This is a genomic window from Terriglobus roseus (assembly GCF_900102185.1).
Classification (GTDB): domain Bacteria; phylum Acidobacteriota; class Terriglobia; order Terriglobales; family Acidobacteriaceae; genus Terriglobus; species Terriglobus roseus_A.
Map to the genome: position 1 here is coordinate 4,609,697 of NZ_LT629690.1, position 17,515 is coordinate 4,627,211.

General features: G+C 57.3%; 20 protein-coding genes and 1 tRNA gene. 18 read left to right on the top strand and 3 right to left on the bottom strand.

Going from position 1 to position 17,515, the window contains the following annotated elements:
- The 4 genes from BLT38_RS19235 to BLT38_RS19250 are packed head-to-tail and all read left to right on the top strand — an operon-like array spanning position 1 to position 3,720.
- Entirely contained in the window at positions 1-1,206 is a 1,206-nt protein-coding gene (locus tag BLT38_RS19235) for an acyltransferase family protein (protein WP_172838359.1), read from the top strand.
- 39 nt (positions 1,207-1,245) lie between these two features.
- On the top strand, positions 1,246-2,016 hold the full coding sequence (locus BLT38_RS19240; RefSeq protein WP_083346633.1) for a YIP1 family protein: 771 nt from the start codon (positions 1,246-1,248) through the stop codon (positions 2,014-2,016).
- Between the two features lie 55 nt (positions 2,017-2,071).
- The gene (locus tag BLT38_RS19245) at positions 2,072-3,133 is read left to right on the top strand and encodes a YheT family hydrolase (RefSeq protein WP_083346634.1); all 1,062 of its coding nucleotides are present in this window, start codon (positions 2,072-2,074) and stop codon (positions 3,131-3,133) included.
- On the top strand, positions 3,127-3,720 hold the full coding sequence (locus tag BLT38_RS19250; RefSeq protein WP_083346635.1) for a hypothetical protein: 594 nt from the start codon (positions 3,127-3,129) through the stop codon (positions 3,718-3,720). The genes BLT38_RS19245 and BLT38_RS19250 overlap by 7 nt, the downstream gene beginning before the upstream one ends.
- 6 nt (positions 3,721-3,726) lie before the next feature.
- On the opposite strand, the gene BLT38_RS19255 is transcribed toward BLT38_RS19250, so the two are convergent.
- Positions 3,727-4,056 carry a CsbD family protein gene (locus tag BLT38_RS19255; RefSeq protein ID WP_083346636.1) on the bottom strand — a complete coding sequence of 110 codons (330 nt, stop codon included), beginning with the start codon at positions 4,054-4,056 and terminating at the stop codon, positions 3,727-3,729.
- An 83-nt stretch (positions 4,057-4,139) separates the two neighbouring features.
- Between BLT38_RS19255 and BLT38_RS19260 the strand changes: the two genes are divergently transcribed.
- The 8 genes from BLT38_RS19260 to rplI all read left to right on the top strand — a co-directional run bounded on the left by BLT38_RS19260 (position 4,140) and on the right by rplI (position 9,574).
- Complete coding sequence (locus BLT38_RS19260; RefSeq protein ID WP_083346637.1) at positions 4,140-5,165, top strand: 4-(cytidine 5'-diphospho)-2-C-methyl-D-erythritol kinase; 1,026 nt, start codon at positions 4,140-4,142, stop codon at positions 5,163-5,165.
- A gap of 110 nt (positions 5,166-5,275) precedes the next feature.
- Positions 5,276-5,349 (top strand) — tRNA-Gln (locus tag BLT38_RS19265).
- A 124-nt stretch (positions 5,350-5,473) separates the two neighbouring features.
- Positions 5,474-6,544: a ribose-phosphate diphosphokinase gene (locus tag BLT38_RS19270; protein ID WP_083347211.1), complete on the top strand. Its 1,071-nt coding sequence runs from the start codon at positions 5,474-5,476 to the stop codon at positions 6,542-6,544.
- Positions 6,545-6,664: 120 nt separating this feature from the next.
- The gene (locus BLT38_RS19275; RefSeq protein ID WP_083346638.1) at positions 6,665-7,318 is read left to right on the top strand and encodes a 50S ribosomal protein L25; all 654 of its coding nucleotides are present in this window, start codon (positions 6,665-6,667) and stop codon (positions 7,316-7,318) included.
- Positions 7,319-7,389: 71 nt separating this feature from the next.
- Positions 7,390-7,989 (top strand): aminoacyl-tRNA hydrolase, encoded by a 600-nt coding sequence (gene pth, locus BLT38_RS19280; protein ID WP_083346639.1) that lies wholly within the window; start codon positions 7,390-7,392, stop codon positions 7,987-7,989.
- An 87-nt stretch (positions 7,990-8,076) separates the two neighbouring features.
- Positions 8,077-8,526, top strand: coding sequence for a 30S ribosomal protein S6 (gene rpsF / locus BLT38_RS19285; protein WP_083346640.1), 450 nt, complete (start codon positions 8,077-8,079; stop codon positions 8,524-8,526).
- 143 nt (positions 8,527-8,669) lie between these two features.
- On the top strand, positions 8,670-8,987 hold the full coding sequence (gene rpsR / locus BLT38_RS19290; RefSeq protein ID WP_047494348.1) for a 30S ribosomal protein S18: 318 nt from the start codon (positions 8,670-8,672) through the stop codon (positions 8,985-8,987).
- Positions 8,988-9,067: 80 nt separating this feature from the next.
- Entirely contained in the window at positions 9,068-9,574 is a 507-nt protein-coding gene (rplI, locus tag BLT38_RS19295; RefSeq protein ID WP_083346641.1) for a 50S ribosomal protein L9, read from the top strand.
- Positions 9,575-9,642: 68 nt separating this feature from the next.
- Here the strand turns inward: rplI and BLT38_RS19300 are convergent, their stop codons facing one another.
- Both BLT38_RS19300 and BLT38_RS19305 read right to left on the bottom strand, forming a co-directional pair.
- On the bottom strand, positions 9,643-10,185 hold the full coding sequence (locus BLT38_RS19300; RefSeq protein ID WP_083346642.1) for a hypothetical protein: 543 nt from the start codon (positions 10,183-10,185) through the stop codon (positions 9,643-9,645).
- Positions 10,186-10,266: 81 nt separating this feature from the next.
- Positions 10,267-10,839: a TetR/AcrR family transcriptional regulator gene (locus tag BLT38_RS19305; RefSeq protein ID WP_083346643.1), complete on the bottom strand. Its 573-nt coding sequence runs from the start codon at positions 10,837-10,839 to the stop codon at positions 10,267-10,269.
- A gap of 315 nt (positions 10,840-11,154) precedes the next feature.
- On the opposite strand from BLT38_RS19305, the gene BLT38_RS19310 reads away from it, so the two are divergent.
- The 6 genes from BLT38_RS19310 (at position 11,155) to BLT38_RS19335 (ending at position 17,514) form a co-directional block, all read left to right on the top strand.
- A complete protein-coding gene (locus tag BLT38_RS19310; protein ID WP_083346644.1) occupies positions 11,155-11,877 on the top strand; it encodes a class I SAM-dependent methyltransferase in 723 nt (240 codons plus the stop codon).
- A gap of 173 nt (positions 11,878-12,050) precedes the next feature.
- A complete protein-coding gene (locus tag BLT38_RS19315) occupies positions 12,051-13,298 on the top strand; it encodes an MFS transporter (protein ID WP_083346645.1) in 1,248 nt (415 codons plus the stop codon).
- Between the two features lie 27 nt (positions 13,299-13,325).
- Entirely contained in the window at positions 13,326-14,501 is a 1,176-nt protein-coding gene (locus BLT38_RS19320; RefSeq protein WP_047490685.1) for a Gfo/Idh/MocA family protein, read from the top strand.
- A 3-nt stretch (positions 14,502-14,504) separates the two neighbouring features.
- A complete protein-coding gene (locus tag BLT38_RS19325) occupies positions 14,505-15,317 on the top strand; it encodes a sugar phosphate isomerase/epimerase family protein (protein WP_083346646.1) in 813 nt (270 codons plus the stop codon).
- A gap of 16 nt (positions 15,318-15,333) precedes the next feature.
- Entirely contained in the window at positions 15,334-16,710 is a 1,377-nt protein-coding gene (locus BLT38_RS19330; RefSeq protein WP_083346647.1) for a glycoside hydrolase family 88 protein, read from the top strand.
- 3 nt (positions 16,711-16,713) lie between these two features.
- Positions 16,714-17,514, top strand: coding sequence for a 3-ketoacyl-ACP reductase (locus BLT38_RS19335; protein ID WP_083346648.1), 801 nt, complete (start codon positions 16,714-16,716; stop codon positions 17,512-17,514).
- The last annotated feature ends 1 nt before the right edge of the window (position 17,515 follow it).

A 17,515-nucleotide genomic window follows, 5' to 3' on the forward strand; every position in this document is an offset into this window, starting at 1 on the left:
TTGCCGCAAGTTGAGGTGCCGCCCGCAACGCAACGCTTTGACGGCGTGGACGTTCTGCGCGGCATCTCCATCGCGGCGGTGGTGCTGCATCACTTTTACCTGCGCATGTTGTTCTCGGGGCACGCCCTCAGATCGGTGATGCCAGCGTGGCTATTCCGCCTCCTGTACGTAAACGGTGGCAATGCTGTCACCGTCTTCTTCGCCGTCTCCGGTTTCCTGATCACGTATATTTCGCTACGCCGTTTCGGATCGATTTCGGACCTGAAGCCGCGCATCTTTTACCGCATCCGATTTGCTCGCATTGCGCCGCTGCTGCTGGCGCTCCTTGTTGTTCTGAGCGTCCTTCACCTGCTGCATGTGGATGGTTTTTCTATCTCGCCGAAGCGTGGAACGCTGTTGCGCGCTCTCACTGCCGCGCTGACGTTTCATCTGAACTGGTTTGAGGCAAAGCACGGCTACCTGCCACCGAATTGGGACGTGTTGTGGTCGCTTTCCATCGAGGAGATGTTCTATCTCTTTTTTCCCATCGCCTGCGTGATGGTGCGGCACGTGCGCCGTGGCGGCACGGCGTTACTGTGTTTCTTGTTGGCAGCACTCGTCGTGCTCGCACCCATGGGCCGCACCATCTGGGCTGCGACGGAACTTGAGGCGGAGAAGTCCTATCTCGGCGGTATGGGTTCCATTGCAATGGGCTGCCTTACCGCCCTTCTGCTGAGGCGCCTGCAGACGCGCGGCACGCTGCCGTCGCCGCGCCGGTTGCTGGTGTTGGCATGGGGTGGTGCAGTTGTTATGTTCATCGCAATGCCGCCGTTTCCGTTGGGCCATTGGCATCGCTTTCTCGGCGTGACAGATCTGGATGACTCGCTGCTCACGTTGGGGACCTGCATGGTCATCCTTGGGCTGGTGGGCCGTAATCGTGCGGGTTCGCGGTGGGCAGCGCCGATCCGATGGCTGGGCCAACTCAGCTACGAGGTCTACCTGACGCACGAATTTATCGTCATCGGCATCGCTCTGCTGGCGCTGCATGTTGGAACGCTGACCGGTAAAGGCCTGGGTTTCGGCATGTTCGCGTGGAGTCTCGTCACGCTATTCCTTAGTTCCGCTTTTGGATGGGTGGTCGCTACTTATTTCTCTGAGCCCATGAATCGTGGCCTTCGCGGCGCCCCATACCCCGCGGAACTTAAGGCTCCGCTCGCGCGTAGATAGAGCGGTACAATCCTCCACACTGCATACCGGAGACGATTCATGTCCGCTTATCCTGAAGCACTGCCGCCGGGCCCCATCGACCAATACGACAACCAGCCGCCACTCACTGCAGTCCAGCGCATTACCAACATCTTCTACGCGCCTTCGAAGACGTTCGCCGATCTTCGTCGTAATCGCTCGTGGTGGCTCGCATTCGTTGTCATGGCCCTCGTTGGATATCTCTTCACAACCACGGCGCTCACGAAGGTTGGCCCGCGTGGTTTGGCAGAATCTTCTATCCGCAACAATCCGGCGCAGGCTGAGAAGATGCAGAACGCCTCGCCGGAAGACCGCGCCAGGATGATTTCCATCACGGCCTCCATCATGCAGGTTTCGCTGTGGGCATGGCCGGTTTTCATCCTGATTACGGCGGCCATCGGTGCGCTTCTGCTGTGGGTGGGTTGCAATTTCATCCTTGGCGGATCCGGCACGTATCCCGGCATGTTTGCGGTGATGATCTTTGCGTATTTACCGGGCATCTTCCGATCTCTGCTGACTTCCGCGGTACTCCTCTTTGGTGATACGGAAAACTTCAACCTGAACGATCCCATCGGAACCAATCCGGGCTTCTATCTTGGCGCTGACTCCTCCGTCTTCCTGAAGACTTTTCTTAGCTCGGTAGATGTCTTCTCGCTCTGGATACTGATTCTTATGGGCATTGGCGGCGCCATCGTGGCTCGTGTGAAGGTGAAGAACGGCGTGGCGATGGTCTTGATTACGTGGCTGATCTTCGCATTGGGCAAAGCCGCCATCACCGCCGCCACGAGTTAAGGCGTTCTGCTCTCACGCTCTTTGCTCAAATGTGGTGCAATAAAAAGATCGCATTTTGAACGCAACGAGCCCATTTCAACCGCGCCGCTGGCTCCGCAACGGCCACCTGCAGACGATCGCTGGCAACTTCCTGCCGCGCACGGATCGCCTGCCCGTGGCCACAACGGAACTGATCCCTGTGCCATTGCCGCAGGAGATGCAGTCGCTGCCGCAAGCTGTGACGCTGGATCAGCGTCTGCCCAGCCGCATTCTCTGCCATTGCCATTGGCAAGCGGAACCTGAGAGCTGTGTCACGGTCGTTCTGGTGCATGGTCTTGAGGGTTCGTCGTATTCGCAATATGTGGTGGGCAATGCGAATCGCCTTTTTACCGCAGGATGCAACGTCGTCCGCATGAACATGCGCAACTGCGGTGGCACGGATGCGCTTTCGCCCACGCTGTATCACTCCGGTATGTCTGGCGATGTGAAGGCCCTGCTGACGTGGCTCATTGCGCGCGGATGCAGCCGTGTTGTTTTAGCGGGCTACAGCATGGGCGGCAACCTGTTGTTGAAGGCGGTGGGAGAGCTTGCAGACCAAGCTCCACAGCAACTGATCGGATGCGTTGCGGTATCACCTGTGATGGATTTGGGTGAGAGCGCCGATGCTCTGCATGAGCCGCAGAACCGTGTCTATGAGTACCGCTTTATACGGGCGCTGTTGCAGCGCTATCGCCTGAAGTGTCGCTTATATCCTGCGATCTACAAGCCGGAGCTTGCGGCGCGTGTGCAATCGATTCGCGACTTCGACGAATACATCACCGGCCCTGCATGCGGTTTTACTGGCGCCAGCGACTACTATTACCGCGCTGCATCGGCGCGCGTTCTGGACCGCATTGCTGTGCCCACATTGGTGCTGCACGCGTGCGACGATCCCTTCATCCGTCTCACTGCCGAAACGCGGCAGAAGCTGCATGACAATCCGCACATCACATTGTTGGAGCCACAAAACGGTGGGCACTGTGCCTTCCTCGAACAACCCACGCAGGAGTACGACGGCTACTATGCCGAGCGGTTGTTGTTGAATTTCGTGAAAGAGCGCGCTGCAGATTCGGCGCGTGAGCAGGTGCCGCTATGCTGACCGATTGGAACGCCGCATGTGGCCCGGATGATCCAGTGCTGGTGGTGCCGTGGGCATCACCGGACGGCTTGCTGCAGTGGGTGGACCTGCGCGAAGACCCGTACGCCGTGAATGAGATTCCCGAGGGTGAAGACTATCCCGCTTTGCTCGCGGCTCTGCGTGCGTTGAATGGCTCGCGCTCGCCAGTGTTTACCGCGAAGTGCGATGTGTGGGAGATGGACGCGGAAGAGCTGGAAGCCATGCGCGACGAACTTCTGCTGGATGAAGAAGTCGCCACCTCGGGACTTGCTTCTTATATCGATCTGCTGTGGCGCGAGCGTGCCATCTTTGCCTCGCGTCACCGCATGGAGCAGATGCTGCACCGGCTGGATCGCATGCTCACCGAGCTGCCTTACTCACTTGCAGCGGCAGAACTGACGATGCGTCCTGCCGTGCTGGACCTCGAGGGGACGGTGGCAGAAGGCTTTGCCATCACTCTGTACACCAAGGGCGTCGGCGTGGATGAAGCAGAAGCGGCGCAGCGGTGGGATGAGGCGTTGCGCGCCATCACCGCCACCTTCCGCAGCCGCGAACTTGCAGGAAGCTGAAACCGCCTACGGTCGGTTCAGGTCCTTGATGGCATCGCTGACCACGTCAGCGGCTTTACCTGCGGCATCCTTGATGTGGCCCACGGTCTGGTCGCCCGCGCCTTCGTCGGCCAAGTCATAATCGCCAATAGCTTCACCGAATTTCTGCTTCGCCGCGCCCAGGATGCTTCCACCGCTGCCGGTGACGCGCTGCTTGGCGCCCCATGCGCCAATGCGGTTTGCCGCATGCTCCACGTCCGGATCGCTGTAGCCAGTCTCTGGCTCGTTCAGGACAGCAATGACCACGGCGGCAGCGCCAACGGCAAGTCCAGCAATCAACCACGGAAAAGCTTTCATCGTAAGAATCTCCCGACTTGCTGTGATGCAGATTTTTCGAGCCGCGACAGTCGGTTGTTCCTCGCCGGTACACTCAAGAAGCAATGTCCACCACTGTTCGCTCCTACGCAAAGATCAACCTCGGCCTGAGGATCGGCCCACCGCGAGCGGACGGCTTCCACGAACTGCATACGCTGTATCAGAGCATCGGCCTGCATGATGAAGTGACGGTCACAGCGAAGACCGCTGCGGTGACGCGTATCACCATGGATTGCACTGACTTGCGCGTGCCCACCGATGCTCGCAACACGGCCTTCCGCACGGTGGAGATGGCTCTGACGGCGATGGAAATCACTGCGGAAGTCCACCTGTCACTGACCAAGAATCTGCCGGTGCAGGGGGGACTTGGGGCCGGATCGGCCAATGCGGCGGCGGCACTGTTGGGGTTGGAGCGGGAACTGGGCACCGCGCTAACCGGACCGCAGCGTATGTCTCTGGCTGAGCGCATCGGTTCTGATGTGCCGCTATTCCTTTTAGGTGGAACAGTTTACGGACACAACCGGGGACAGATTGTGCTGCCTTATCCTGACCTCCCAGCGATGCACTGCGTGGTCTTCGCGCCCACGGTGGGTTCCAGCACTCCGCTGGCCTTTAAGGCCTGGGACGAGCAGGTTTCTCGATTGACCCCTGAAGCCGCGCAGGATAGACTTGATGAGTTGAGCCGCGTCTACGCGTCCGCATTCGCCTGTACGGGAGCAGACAGTCAGACCGGCGCCTCCGGTGCTTTCGGAACACTCGATGCAGAGAATCTGCAACGATCCGGGAGCCTGGCCGGGAATCCTCTTCCTGCGCTTGTCCGTACCGGGATTGCGAACGACTTCGAAGAGGTCGTCTTCCAGCAACACCCCTTCCTGCGCGACATTCTGCATGCTCTTAAGGGCGATGAGGCTCTCGGGGAATCGTCTGCCGTGATGGCGGCGCTTTCCGGCTCCGGTTCGTCCTTGTTTGGTCTGTATCGGACAGAAGCAGACGCAGAAGCGGCACAGGCACGCACCGCGGAGTATGCAGGACGGTCTTTCCGGACCACCACCCTTACTCGTGAAGCGTACTGGAGTTCCATGTTCGTCTGAAGCCAGAAGCTTCCGGCGAATTGCGGCAAATCGCCGGGGCTGCCGGGCCAATGTCTTTAGTACACTGGAACTGGCAGAGTTCCCAACGCCAAACGGCGGGACGGACTTTTTGGGCGATCGACTAATGGTAGGTCAAGTGCCTTTGACGCACTTTGTCTAGGTTCGAATCCTAGTCGCCCAGCCATCAAGCGTCGATGCTCCCCCAGCGGCAGAGTTCTACGAGAGGGGGCAGAGGCAGGACAATCCGGCAGAACCAACCAACGCTAAACGGCTTGGAGGCTCGTACCGCAGTGACCGCACCCGAATCCATGTCAACCGCCGCAACCGCTACCCCCGCCACTTCAGAACCCATCACCGACCGCGCAACATTGATTGCCGCAGGCGGTGCCGCGAAGCAGCAGCCTGCTCCGGACAAGAAGCGTTCCAGCCGACTGGCTGACGATCGCCGCTTCAAGATTTTCTGTGGTTCCGCGAACAAGGCACTCTGTGAAGAGGTTTGCCAGTTCCTGGGCGTGCCCATGGGCCAGACCAAGCTCATCAGCTTCTCGGATGGCGAAATCCACTTCCAGCTGCTGGAGAATGTGCGCGGCGCCGATGTGTTCCTGGTGCAGCCGACCTGTGCTCCGGTTGAGCGCCACATCCTGGAACTGCTGATCATGATCGACGCGCTGAAGCGCGCATCGGCAGGCCGCATCACGGTAGTGATTCCGTACTACGGTTACGCTCGCCAGGATCGTAAGGATCGTCCGCGCGTTGCCATTACGTCCAAGCTTGTGGCTGACCTGTTGCAGACTGCCGGTGCGAACCGTGCATTGCTGGTCGATCTTCACGCTGCGCAGATCCAGGGCTTCTTCAACATCCCGGTGGATCACCTGTTCGCATCGCCGGTTCTGGTTGGCTACTTCCGCGATCTGAACCTGCCGAACCTGACCGTTGTTTCGCCGGACGCGGGTGGTGTGGAGCGTGCGCGCTTCTTCGCAACGAAGCTGGGCGTGCCTTTGGCCATTGTGGACAAGCGCCGTACCGATATCAACGTGACAGAAGTGATGAACGTGATCGGCGATGTGAAGGGCCGCACCTGCATCATTCTGGACGACATTGTGGACACCGCCGGAACACTCACCAAGACGGTGGATGCGCTGCTGGCGAATGGTGCAACAGACGTCTATGCCTGCGCATCGCACGCAGTGTTGTCTGGCCCCGCAGTGGAACGCATTAAGAACAGCAACCTGAAAGAACTGGTTGTGACCAACACCATTCCGCTCTCAGAAGAGGCGGCGCAGGTGGACAAGATTAAGGTTCTTTCTGTAGCAGGCCTGTTGGGTCGAGCTATTGAGAGCATTCACATGGAGACGAGCGTTTCAACACTCTTCTCATAAGTTTGCTGCTTAGCCTTTTGCTAAGTGGTGCAACACAAACGAAGTAACTACAGACAAGCTGCAGCACCTCAAGTGCAGCGAAGGGATTAGCTGGAAGACAGCGCGGCCCGAAAGGAAAACATGGCAAACACAGAAGCAGTAAAGGCAACACTCCGCTCAGGCAAGTTCAACAAGAATGCAGCGCGTCGCGTGCGCGTGGCCGGTCAGATTCCCGCCGTTGTGTACGGTGCGGGACTGGACTCGGTGGCAGTTGCACTGGACCCCAAGGTCATCACGAAGATCCTGCACTCTGAAGCTGGCCACAACACCATCTTCGACCTGGACATCGAAGGCGGCGCTGCCGCTAAGGCCATGATCGTGGATTGGCAGTATGAGCCCATCAAGGGCAAGCTGCTGCACGTTGACCTGAAGCGTATTGCAATGGACAAGGCCATGCGCGTTAGCGTTCCGGTCATGCTGGAAGGCGTACCGACGGGCGTGAAGAACAGCGGCGGCATCCTGGATCAGCTGCTCCGCGAAGTGGAACTGGAGTGCCTCCCGGGCGATATCCCGTCGCACATCGACGTGGACGTTTCCGGTCTGGAACTGCACGGCTCCATCCACGTGTCGGACCTGCCGCACGCTGGCAAGTACAAGTTCCTGGTTCCGGAAGAGACGATGGTTGCGCACGTAACGATCATCAAGGAAGTTGCACCGGCTGAGCCCACTCCTGCTGCAGAGCCGGAAGTGACGAAGGGTGCAACCAAGGCTGCCGCAGAACCGGCAAAGAAGTAGTTTCGAGTCTTAGTTTGTGGTCTTAGTTACTAAGACTGAGACTCACAAACCAGGACTGGAGCAATGCGACCGTGAAGCTGATTGTGGGACTTGGGAATCCTGGCCCGGAGTATGCTTTCACGCCGCACAATGCAGGATTTCTCGCCATCGATCGCATCGCAGAAGATCGCGGTGCGATGGTGGTGAACCGGCGCAGTAAGGCACTTACCGGCAAGGCAATCATCGCTGGAGAAGAGTGCCTGCTGATAAAGCCGGAAACCTTCATGAATCTGAGTGGCCTTGCAGTCGCTCCGCTGGTGAAGGAATACGAGCTGGACCCGGCAAAAGACCTGATCGTGTTGTATGACGAACTGGCCTTTCCGCTGGGCGAGCTTCGGTTGCGGCCAAACGGCAGCAGCAACGGGCACAACGGTGTAAAAAGCATCACCGGTGTGCTTGGGACAGAAGATTGGATTCGCATCCGGATTGGTGTGGGGAAACCTGCCCTGTCGGATGGCCGCGAGATCAAGGCAGGAGGTAAGGACTACTTACTTACTCCCATGCGTAAGACAGAACTCGCGGTGATGGATGAAGTACTTGATTGCGCAGCACGGGCAGTCGAGATGGTGGTTGGAGAGGGCATCGCAGCGGCGATGAATCGCTTTAACCAGAAAGACAGTTGTAAGTCTTAGTTATTCGTAACTAAGAGCCTGCACTACTTACTTTCCATACCTTCCGTTGCGAAGGTGCGGAGTTTACTCCGCAGAAAGAGAAGCAAAATGAACCGTACGTATGAAGTGATGTACATCGTTCGCCCCGACCTCGAAGAGGCGGATCTGGACAAGTTGATCGAAGGCTTCACCGCCGTTGTAACCAACGGTGGCGGCGAAGTTTCGCAGACCGAGAAGCTGGGACGTCGTCGTCTGGCTTACATCGTTCGTAAGTTCCAGGACGGCCAGTACGTGCTGATGCACGTTTCGGCTGATGGTCCTCTGGTAGCTGAGCTCGAGCGTCGTCTCCGCGTGACGGAACAGGTGATCAAGTTCATCACCGTTCGCACTGACGAAGAGAACAAGCGTCTTGCCAAGATCAAGGCCCACCGCGATAGCCGCGTGAAGGTTTCCGACCAGCAGGCTGCTGCTGCCGCCGCCGCTAACGCCGCTGCTGCCGCAGTAGAAGCACCAGTTGCAGCGGAAGCTCCGGCTGAAGCTGAGGCTGCCGCTGTCTAAGTTGGCCTGTTAAGTTTCTGGTTCCGATAACGGAACTTAGAAGTTTGGTTAAGTACCTGCGACGATCTGCTTCCGTATGACCATGGGATTCAATGCAATCCCGGAGCATGACGCCGCCGAACCCGATGAAAGGATTGGCAACAATGGCTGACGAAACCAGCACCCCTAGCACCCCGACTTCCTCCGCTCCGGCGCAGGGTGGATCGCGTCCTCCCCGTCCGGCGGGCGGCCCTGGCGGCCGCAAGTTCTTCCGCCGCAAGAAGGTTTGCAAGTTCTGCGTGGAAAAGATCGACAACATCAGCTACCGCGACGTTCGCCTGCTTCAGGGCTTCGTAGCGGAGCGCGGTAAGATCACGCCGCGTCGTCTGACCGGTGTCTGCACCACGCACCAGCGCCAGCTCTCGCAGGCCATCAAGCAGTCGCGTAACATCGCCCTGCTGCCGTTTGCTGCGAAGTACTAAGTCGAACTTACTCAGCGTGACTTAACGAGTAAGTCGCGCTCCACCGGACAGCGCACGTCGCGTCCGCAAGGAGAAAGAACATGGAAGTCATTCTGAAGGAAGACGTCGAAAGCCTCGGTCACCGTGGCGACGTCGTTAAGGTTGCAAACGGCTACGGCCGCAACTATCTGCTGCCGCAGCACCTGGCAATTGAAGCCACCAATGCAAACAAGGCAGTCATCAAGCAGATGCAGGAATCCGCAGCTCGCAAGGCAGCCAAGGACAAGGCTGTTGCGCAGGAGCAGGCAGAGAAGCTGAACGCTGTCGAACTCACGTTCGAGCGCAAGGTTGGCGCGAACGACGTTCTGTTCGGTTCCGTCACCTCGGCTGACATTGCTGCTGAGCTTGCAAAGCAGGGTTACGAGATCGACCGCCGCAAGGTGCACCTGGAAGAGCCGCTGAAGCAGATCGGCGAGTTCCACGTGCCGGTGAAGATCTACCGTGAGGTTTCGGCCCACGTGAAGGTCACCGTCAAGAGCGACGACCCGAACTACGTCCCCGGCGCGAATGCTGTTGTCGCCGCGGAAGAGACCGCAACAGAAGAGTAATTCTTCTGCTGCAAGAAACAAGAAAGGCATCCGGTTCGCCGGATGCCTTTTTGCTTGTCGCCAATTTCTTACACCGATTCCACAGGCTGTTGATGGAGCTTGCGTTGCAACAACAATGCTGTGATGAGGAAGTAAACCGCACCAAAGACAGCGTAGCCACCAAGATCTTTCGCATGCAGCTTACCGCTCAGGCCACCCAGTGTGAATGCCACACCTGCCGCGGTCGACTGTGCTCCGCTAAGGATCATCGCCCACTGGCCGCCAAGCTGTTTCCGTCGCGCAAGTCCAACGGCAAGTTGCAACAGACCCGCCGCAAGCGCCCACACACCGAAGGATGCAATGGCGTACGTCGGGTGCGAACCGTTTGTTACCCCGATGGAGATCGCCGTAAGCACTCCCAAAGCTACGTTTGCCTGCAAAATCATGCGGCCTTCTGAAGCCGACTGCAGGTCAAACAAAGTGCAGGCAACATCCCAGAGCGGATACAGAACAAGCAGCGCGGCCGTAACCCCAGGACAGAAGGCGCCTTTGATCACGAGTACTGCCCAGACAATCTGGACAAAGGTGCGTGCGAAATACAGGTTGCGAAGGGTAGAGGTTCTTGATTGCATGGTGAGAATCCTTTCAATCTACTAGTTGGTTAATTGAAGAACCGAGAGCGATGCGCGGGAAAGCAGGCATCGCACTGAATTTTAAGGAGTAATGCGCTTTAGAGCAGCATCGGTGGCAAGTTGGAAAACCTCGCAATTACCCGATACTCGTGCGGAAAGCATGGCGCCGTGGACGGCCGCCATGAACAACTGAGCTTCCGATTCGGCTGAAGATTCGAGTCGGATGGTTCCTTGTTGCGCACCCGCTGCCATCGTCCGTTGTATCCAGGCAGATAGGTCTTGGAAATGGAGACGAACCTCCGCTTGTACTTCGTCCGGCAGCGACGGCAGTTCTGCAGCCAGCAGGGCTGCTACACAGAAAGGGATGGACCCGTCGCGAATGCAGCCTTCCCAATACTTCACGTAGCTCTGCAAGCGCAGCGCGGGATCTGAAAATTTCGTGTCCAGCATCTCCATTGCCTTGGCCAGCCCCTGGCGGTGTGCTCGCAACACGGCAATGGCAAGTACAGCCTTGGTGGGGTAATGGAAGTGAATGCTTGCCTTCGTAATCCCAATGGCATCAGCAATATCCGCATAGCTGAATGCGGAATAGCCACGCTCCGTCATGAGTTCGCGAGCGGTAGAGAGGATACGATCTGCAGTTTCACCCTTCATGCTTAATAAGACTACCTACTAGATGGTTAGGTTGCAGGAAATTTTTCGTTCCGGGCTGCACACACCATTCGGCGGACATTTCTTAGGGAGCGATGAAGGTGTGGGATCCGCCAAAGCCAAGACGGCTTGGTTCAACGCCATCGTTCGACAGGGTGCTGCGAGCTTGGCATCCCAGACTTTCTCCGCTGCAAGATCGCATGCACAGAAACCCTCACCCCGCGTCCGCGTGGAAGCTGCTGGGGTTAGAGCATCAATCACATTGGCACACCGCACGGTGCGCCATGAGCAATCTTCGGATTGCTACACTCGCCAAGAATGATTCCCGTAAAACGCAAACGCCGCAAAGGCCCCACACCACGTCATCCCTTTGATCTGATTCATGGCACTGATACGGGCAATCTGATCCCCGGAGAAGATCTGGAAACAGGCCACGCGCATGACCGCCACATCACCGCGTATCACGGCGTGGCGCCGTCGTTGTTTCGAAAACTCATGACGCGCTGGCAGACGTTCGCGCAGCATCCAGTAGAGCAAACTGCATTCATCGACATAGGCGCAGGCAAGGGCCGTGCAATGTTGCTGGCATCGGAGATGCCGTTTCGCCGCATCGTTGGTGTGGAATTGCATCCTGCGCTTGCGGCTGCGGCTCGCAGCAACATAGAGATATGGCAGTCGGCCAATGACACACCGCCGATGCGGTTGGAAGAAGCAGATGTTATGCGGCTCCGCATGCCGGCTGGTCCATGCCTGCTGTTCCTGTTCAATCCCTTTGACATGGTGTTGATGGATCGCTTGCTTGACCGGCTGCAGAACATCTTCCGAGACCGCCCCGGTGAATTGGATCTGCTGTACGTCAATGATGAGCAGCGTGACCTGATGCGGGACTATCACAAGGGCTTTCGTGAGTTGTGGCGCGGTCGCATTCATCATTCGCGAGAAGATCGCGTCGCAGATAAGGCAATCATCGAGCACGATGCGGGTGACATGTACGTCACCACGGGCTATGAGGACTGTGGCATCTGGCGGCTGGAAACTTAGAATTCTGCCGGAAAAAAGAAAATTCGCAGGGCTAGCCTGTCCTACAGGTTTTTGGCTAGTATGGGAGCGCCGATTGGAAGCGCTTCCACCCCACAGCGAATTTTCATGGCCAATGTCGAATTCTGCGCGGCTGCACGGCGGTCGCAAAGGTTCAAAACCGGGAGAGCAGCAGAGTGGCCACAGAGCGCGAATCGAAGATTTTTTACGGCTGGTGGATTGTGGTGGCCGCCTTCCTGAACCTGTTCTTTGCCGTGGGCATCATCTTCTACGGCTTTCCGGTTTTCTATCCATCATTCGTGTCGGCGCTTGGCTTCAATCGCACACAGGTCACACAAGGATTCTTTCTCGGCTTCCTCACCATCGGTCTTCCCACTGGATTGGTCACGGGCATCCTCATCGACAAGATCGGTGCGCGTTGGGTCATCTTTGCAGGCGCATTGCTCACAGGCGGATCGCTGATCTTGATGGGCTTCATGCATCAGTTCTGGGAATACCAGGTGCTGTGTGTTCTCGAAGTTATTGGTTATGTGCTGGCTGGACCCATCTCAAATCAGGTGCTGATTGCGCAATGGTTTCGCGAGCGTCGCGGACGCGCCATGGGCCTTGCGTATCTCGGCCTGGGACTTGGTGGAACTGTCGCTCCGCCAGTAATCAACATGCTCATTCGCGATTATGGTTGGCGCAACTCCATCATCGCGGTTGGTGCGTCCATCATCGTAGTGCTCTTCCCGGTGGCCATCTTCCTTACACGTTCCATGCCGCATGAAATGGGCCTAAATCCTGATGGAGCTCCCGGTTCACTGGTAAGGCACACAGCCGCAAGCAACTCTGTCTTCGGCATCATCGGAGCAGCATTGCGCGATCGCAACTTCTGGCTGATTGTGATCGGTTCATCGTTGGTGATTGGTGCGATGAATGCGGTAATCCAGCACTTCATCCTCTTCTTGAAGAGCATTGGTTACGACGCCGCAACCGCATCGCGTTTCCTGTCTTTGCTGCTCGCAGCAAGCCTTGGTGGCCGCGTCATTGTGGGTTACATCGCGGATCGCTTTCGCAAGAAGAACATCATGGCCATCTTCTACTTCCTCCTTGGAGCAGCCATTCCGTTGTTGTTCCTTGCAAAGCAGCCCATCGCAGCAGCAGTGTTCGCCATCCTCTTCGGCTTTGCCATGGGTGCGGATTACATGCTGATTCCACTGGTGACGGCAGAGTGTTTCGGCTTAGCTTCGTTAGGCAAACTGCTCGCATTGATCATCGTCGCGTACTCGATCGGTCAATGGGCAGGCCCATACATCGCAGGTCGCATCTATGATGCGCACCACAGTTACGACCTCGCTTGGCAGGTGATGGCTTCTGCAGCCGTTCTTGGCTCGCTGGCAATTTATGCAATCGTGAAACGCCCTGACCACGCTCAGGCTTAATTCGAAATTCAACTGTAAGAGGACCACATGGCAGAGAAGCGCGTAGGCATCATCATGAACGGCGTCACCGGACGCATGGGTTTGAATCAGCATCTGATCCGCTCCATCCTTGCCATTCGGCAACAGGGTGGTGTGGCCATCGGCAAGGGCGACACGATCATGCCCGATCCCATTCTTGTTGGTCGTAATGAAGCAAAGCTGAAGCAGATTGCAGATGCGCATGGCCTCACGCGCTACACTACCGATCTTGCGCGCGCGCTCGGCGACAAGAACGACACCGTCTACTTCGATGCTGGCACTACGGGACTGCGCGAGCAGTTTGTCTCGCAAGCGATTGATGCAGGCAAGGATGTGTATTGCGAAAAGCCGCTCTCCACCAGTGTGGAATCATCATTGCGTCTCGCGAAAAAGGCAGCGCAGGCCGGTGTGAAGCAGGGCATTGTTCAGGACAAACTCTTCCTGCCCGGCATTCGCAAGCTCAAGCGTCTGATTGATTCGGGCTTCTTCGGCCGCATTCTTTCTGTTCGTGGCGAGTTCGGCTACTGGGTGTTTGAAGGCGATTGGGGCGGCCAGCCTGCGCAGCGTCCATCCTGGAACTATCGCAAGGAAGACGACGGCGGCATCATCCTAGATATGTTCTGCCACTGGCGTTACGTGCTCGATCACACCTTCGGCAATGTGGAGTCCGTCTCCTGCACAGGCAAAACGCATATCCCCACGCGCGTCGATGAAGATGGCAAGACGTACGATGCAACTGCAGATGACGCCGCATATGGTTCGTTTGAACTTGCAGGGGACATCTTCGCGCAGATCAATTCGTCGTGGACCACACGCGTCTATCGCGATGAGTTGTTCAATCTGCACGTAGACGGAACAGAAGGCAGCGCGATTGCTGGTCTGCGCGATTGCAAGACACAGCACCGTGTGAACACGCCGCGTCCCACGTGGAATCCTGATCTTCCAAATCCGTTCCAGTTCCGCGAGCACTGGCAGGAAGTGCCAGACAACACCGTGTACGAGAATGCGTTCAAGGTGCAGTGGGAGATGTTCCTGAAGCACGTCGTGATCGACACGCCTTTCCCACACACGTTTGTGGATGGCGCACGCGGCGTGCAGCTTGCAGAGCTTGGACTGCAGTCGTGGGCAGAGCGTCGTTGGCTGGATGTCCCCGTGATCAACGATGCAGAAGTGCTGAAGGCATAAGCCATGGCAGACCTGCAGAGACTGAGCCTGAATCAGGCGACGGTGCAGAACTGGAGTGTGCAACAGGCGGTGGAAGGATGTGTGCGTCATGGCATTCCTTCCATCGCGCTGTGGCGGCATAAGATCGCAGAGGCTGGTCTTGATGCGTCTGTGAAGCATGTGCGTGATGCCGGTCTGCATGTATCCAGCGTGTGCCGCGGCGGCATGTTTGTAGCGCCCACAACAGAGGAACGCCGCGAACGCACCATCGACAACTTTCGAGCTGTCGATGAAGCAGCGGCGCTCCAAGCGGACTCATTAGTGATGGTGGTTGGTGCATCACCGCAGGTCGCCATCGCAGATGCGCGCAAGATGGTGAGCGATGGTCTCGCAGAGCTCGTTCCGTATGCGCGCAAACACGGCGTCAAAATTGGTCTGGAACCGCTGCATCCCATGTACGCGGGCGATCGCTCTGTGTTGAACACAATCGATCAGTCGCTCGCAATGGCGTCTCCGTATTCTGCAGATGAAGTCGGTTTGATTCTGGATACGTTCCACTTCTGGTGGGACCCATATGCGTACGAACAAATCAAACGTGCCGCAGGACGCATCTTCGGCTTCCATGTGTGCGATTGGATTGTGCCCATGCCAGACATGCTGCTGGGCCGCGGCATGATGGGTGATGGCGCCATTGATAATCATGGCTTTCGCATGGCGGTGGAAGCTGCAGGATACAACGGTCCTATTGAAGTTGAGATTTTCAACCAGGCGCTATGGAATAGCGATGGTGACCACGTGCTGGCAACCGTGGTGGAACGATTTACGAAACTTGTGTAGCTGAAGGATCACGACGATGAAAGTAGAACGTCAGAGAACACCGCAGGAACTTGCTCCTGCAGTCACGCGGCTATTTAAGCTTGCTTCAGATAAGACAAAGCGCATCGCTGCGCGCTGGCAGGTAAGCATGGGCGCGCCTGTCGTGACGCGCGCCGGTGAGTATGCGGGTCGCAACTGGACACAGTGGACGCAGGGCTTTGCATATGGCAACGCCATCCTCTGCTACGACATCACACGTGATCCGAAGCTGTTGCAGATTGGCCGCGAAAATACGTTGCAGCACATGGCAGAGCACATCACACATATTGGTGTGCACGATCATGGCTTCAACAATCTATCCACGTATGGCCAGCTTCGTCGCCTGATGCAGGAAGGCATCATCCCACAGAACGAATGGGAGATGAGCTTTTACGAGCTTGCATTAAAGAGCAGTGGAGCAGTGCAGGCCGCGCGCTGGACGGATCTTCCAGAAGGCGAAGGTTTCATCCATTCATTCAATGGATCGCACTCGCTCTTCATTGACACCATGCGCACCGTCCGCATCTGCGGCGTGGCACACACGTTGGGACATACGTTGCTCGGTGAGCAGGATCGCAGCATCTCCCTGCTGGAGCGTTTGCTCACACACGCGAAGACATCCTCACGCTTCAATATTTATTACGGCGAAGGTCGCGATAGTTACGACACACCGGAACTGCGCGGACGTACCGTGCATGAAGCAGTATTCAACCCCAAGAGCGGAACCTTCCGTTGCCCATCCACACAGCAAGGCTACTCTGCATTCACCACATGGACGCGAGGCTTGGCTTGGGCCATGCTCGGTTATGCGGAAGAGCTAGAGTTTCTTGCGACGTTGCCCGAAAGCGACTTCATTGCTATCGGTGAAAACAAAGCCGATGCACTTGCATTGATGGAGAAGGCTGCGCGCGCCACCTGCGACTTCTACATACAGCAGGGAACAGCAAGCGATGGTATCTGCTACTGGGACACTGGCGCAGCGCAGATGCACAAGCTCGGTGATTGGATGAGCCGTCCTGCAGATCCATTCAATGACTACGAGCCCGTGGATTCCTCTGCCAGCGCAATTGCGGCGCAAGGGCTGCTGCGTTTAGGGCGCGTGCTCGGCAAAGATGGCGAAGCATACTTTCAGGCTGGCCTCGCAGTTGCAGATGCGCTGTTGCAGGAACCATATCTCTCTACTGGCGCTGCACACGAAGGCATCCTGTTGCACAGCATCTATCACCGGCCCAACGGCTGGGATTACACGCCGCCCGGCGCAAAAATCCCGCAAGGCGAATCGAGCATGTGGGGTGACTATCACATGCTGGAACTGAGCCTGCTGTTGCATCGCCTGGGTCAGGGCAAGTACTACACCTTCTTCGACGCGGAGTAAGCGATGACAAATCCAGCAGAAAACAAGGGGCGCGTCGCACTGGTAACGGGTGGCGGACGCGGCATCGGCTTTGGTATCGCGAAGAAACTCGCAGCCAGTGGATTCGATATCGTGATCACCGGACGCCGCGACAAGAGCGATGTTGCGGATGCCATTATTGCATTGGAAGAAGCGCGCGCGGACGCTTCGCAGGTGATCGAATACACAGCTGCCGATGTAAGCAGCGCGGCAGCGCGTGAAGCTTTAGTCCGTTTCGTGGACGACCGTTTCAAGCGAATTGATGTGTTGGTAAACAATGCCGGTATCGCCCCGCGTGTCCGTGCCGACCTTCTGGAAGCAACAGAAGACAGCTTTGATGAATTGATCTCCACCAATCTCAAGGGACCGTACTTCCTCACGCAGGCCATCGCGAAGTGGATGGTGCAGTTACAGGAAGCCAAACGGGAACGGCGCACGATTTTGAACGTGAGTTCTGTCTCTGCATTTGTCGCCAGCATCAATCGCGGCGACTACTGCATCAGCAAAGCGGGCATCGCCATGGCCACAAAGCTGTGGGCATCACGGCTCACACAGTACGGCATCGGTGTTTTCGAAGTGCAGCCGGGCGTCATTGCAACGGACATGACCGCTGGCGTTAAGGGCAAGTACGACGCTCTGATGGAAACCGATCTGCTGTTGGACAAGCGGTGGGGCACTCCAGATGACATCGGCACCGCCGTCGCGATGCTGGCAAACGGGAGCCTGCCATACGCCCCCGGCGCGACGCTCGTTCTAGACGGCGGCATGACCTTGCCCAGGTTGTAAT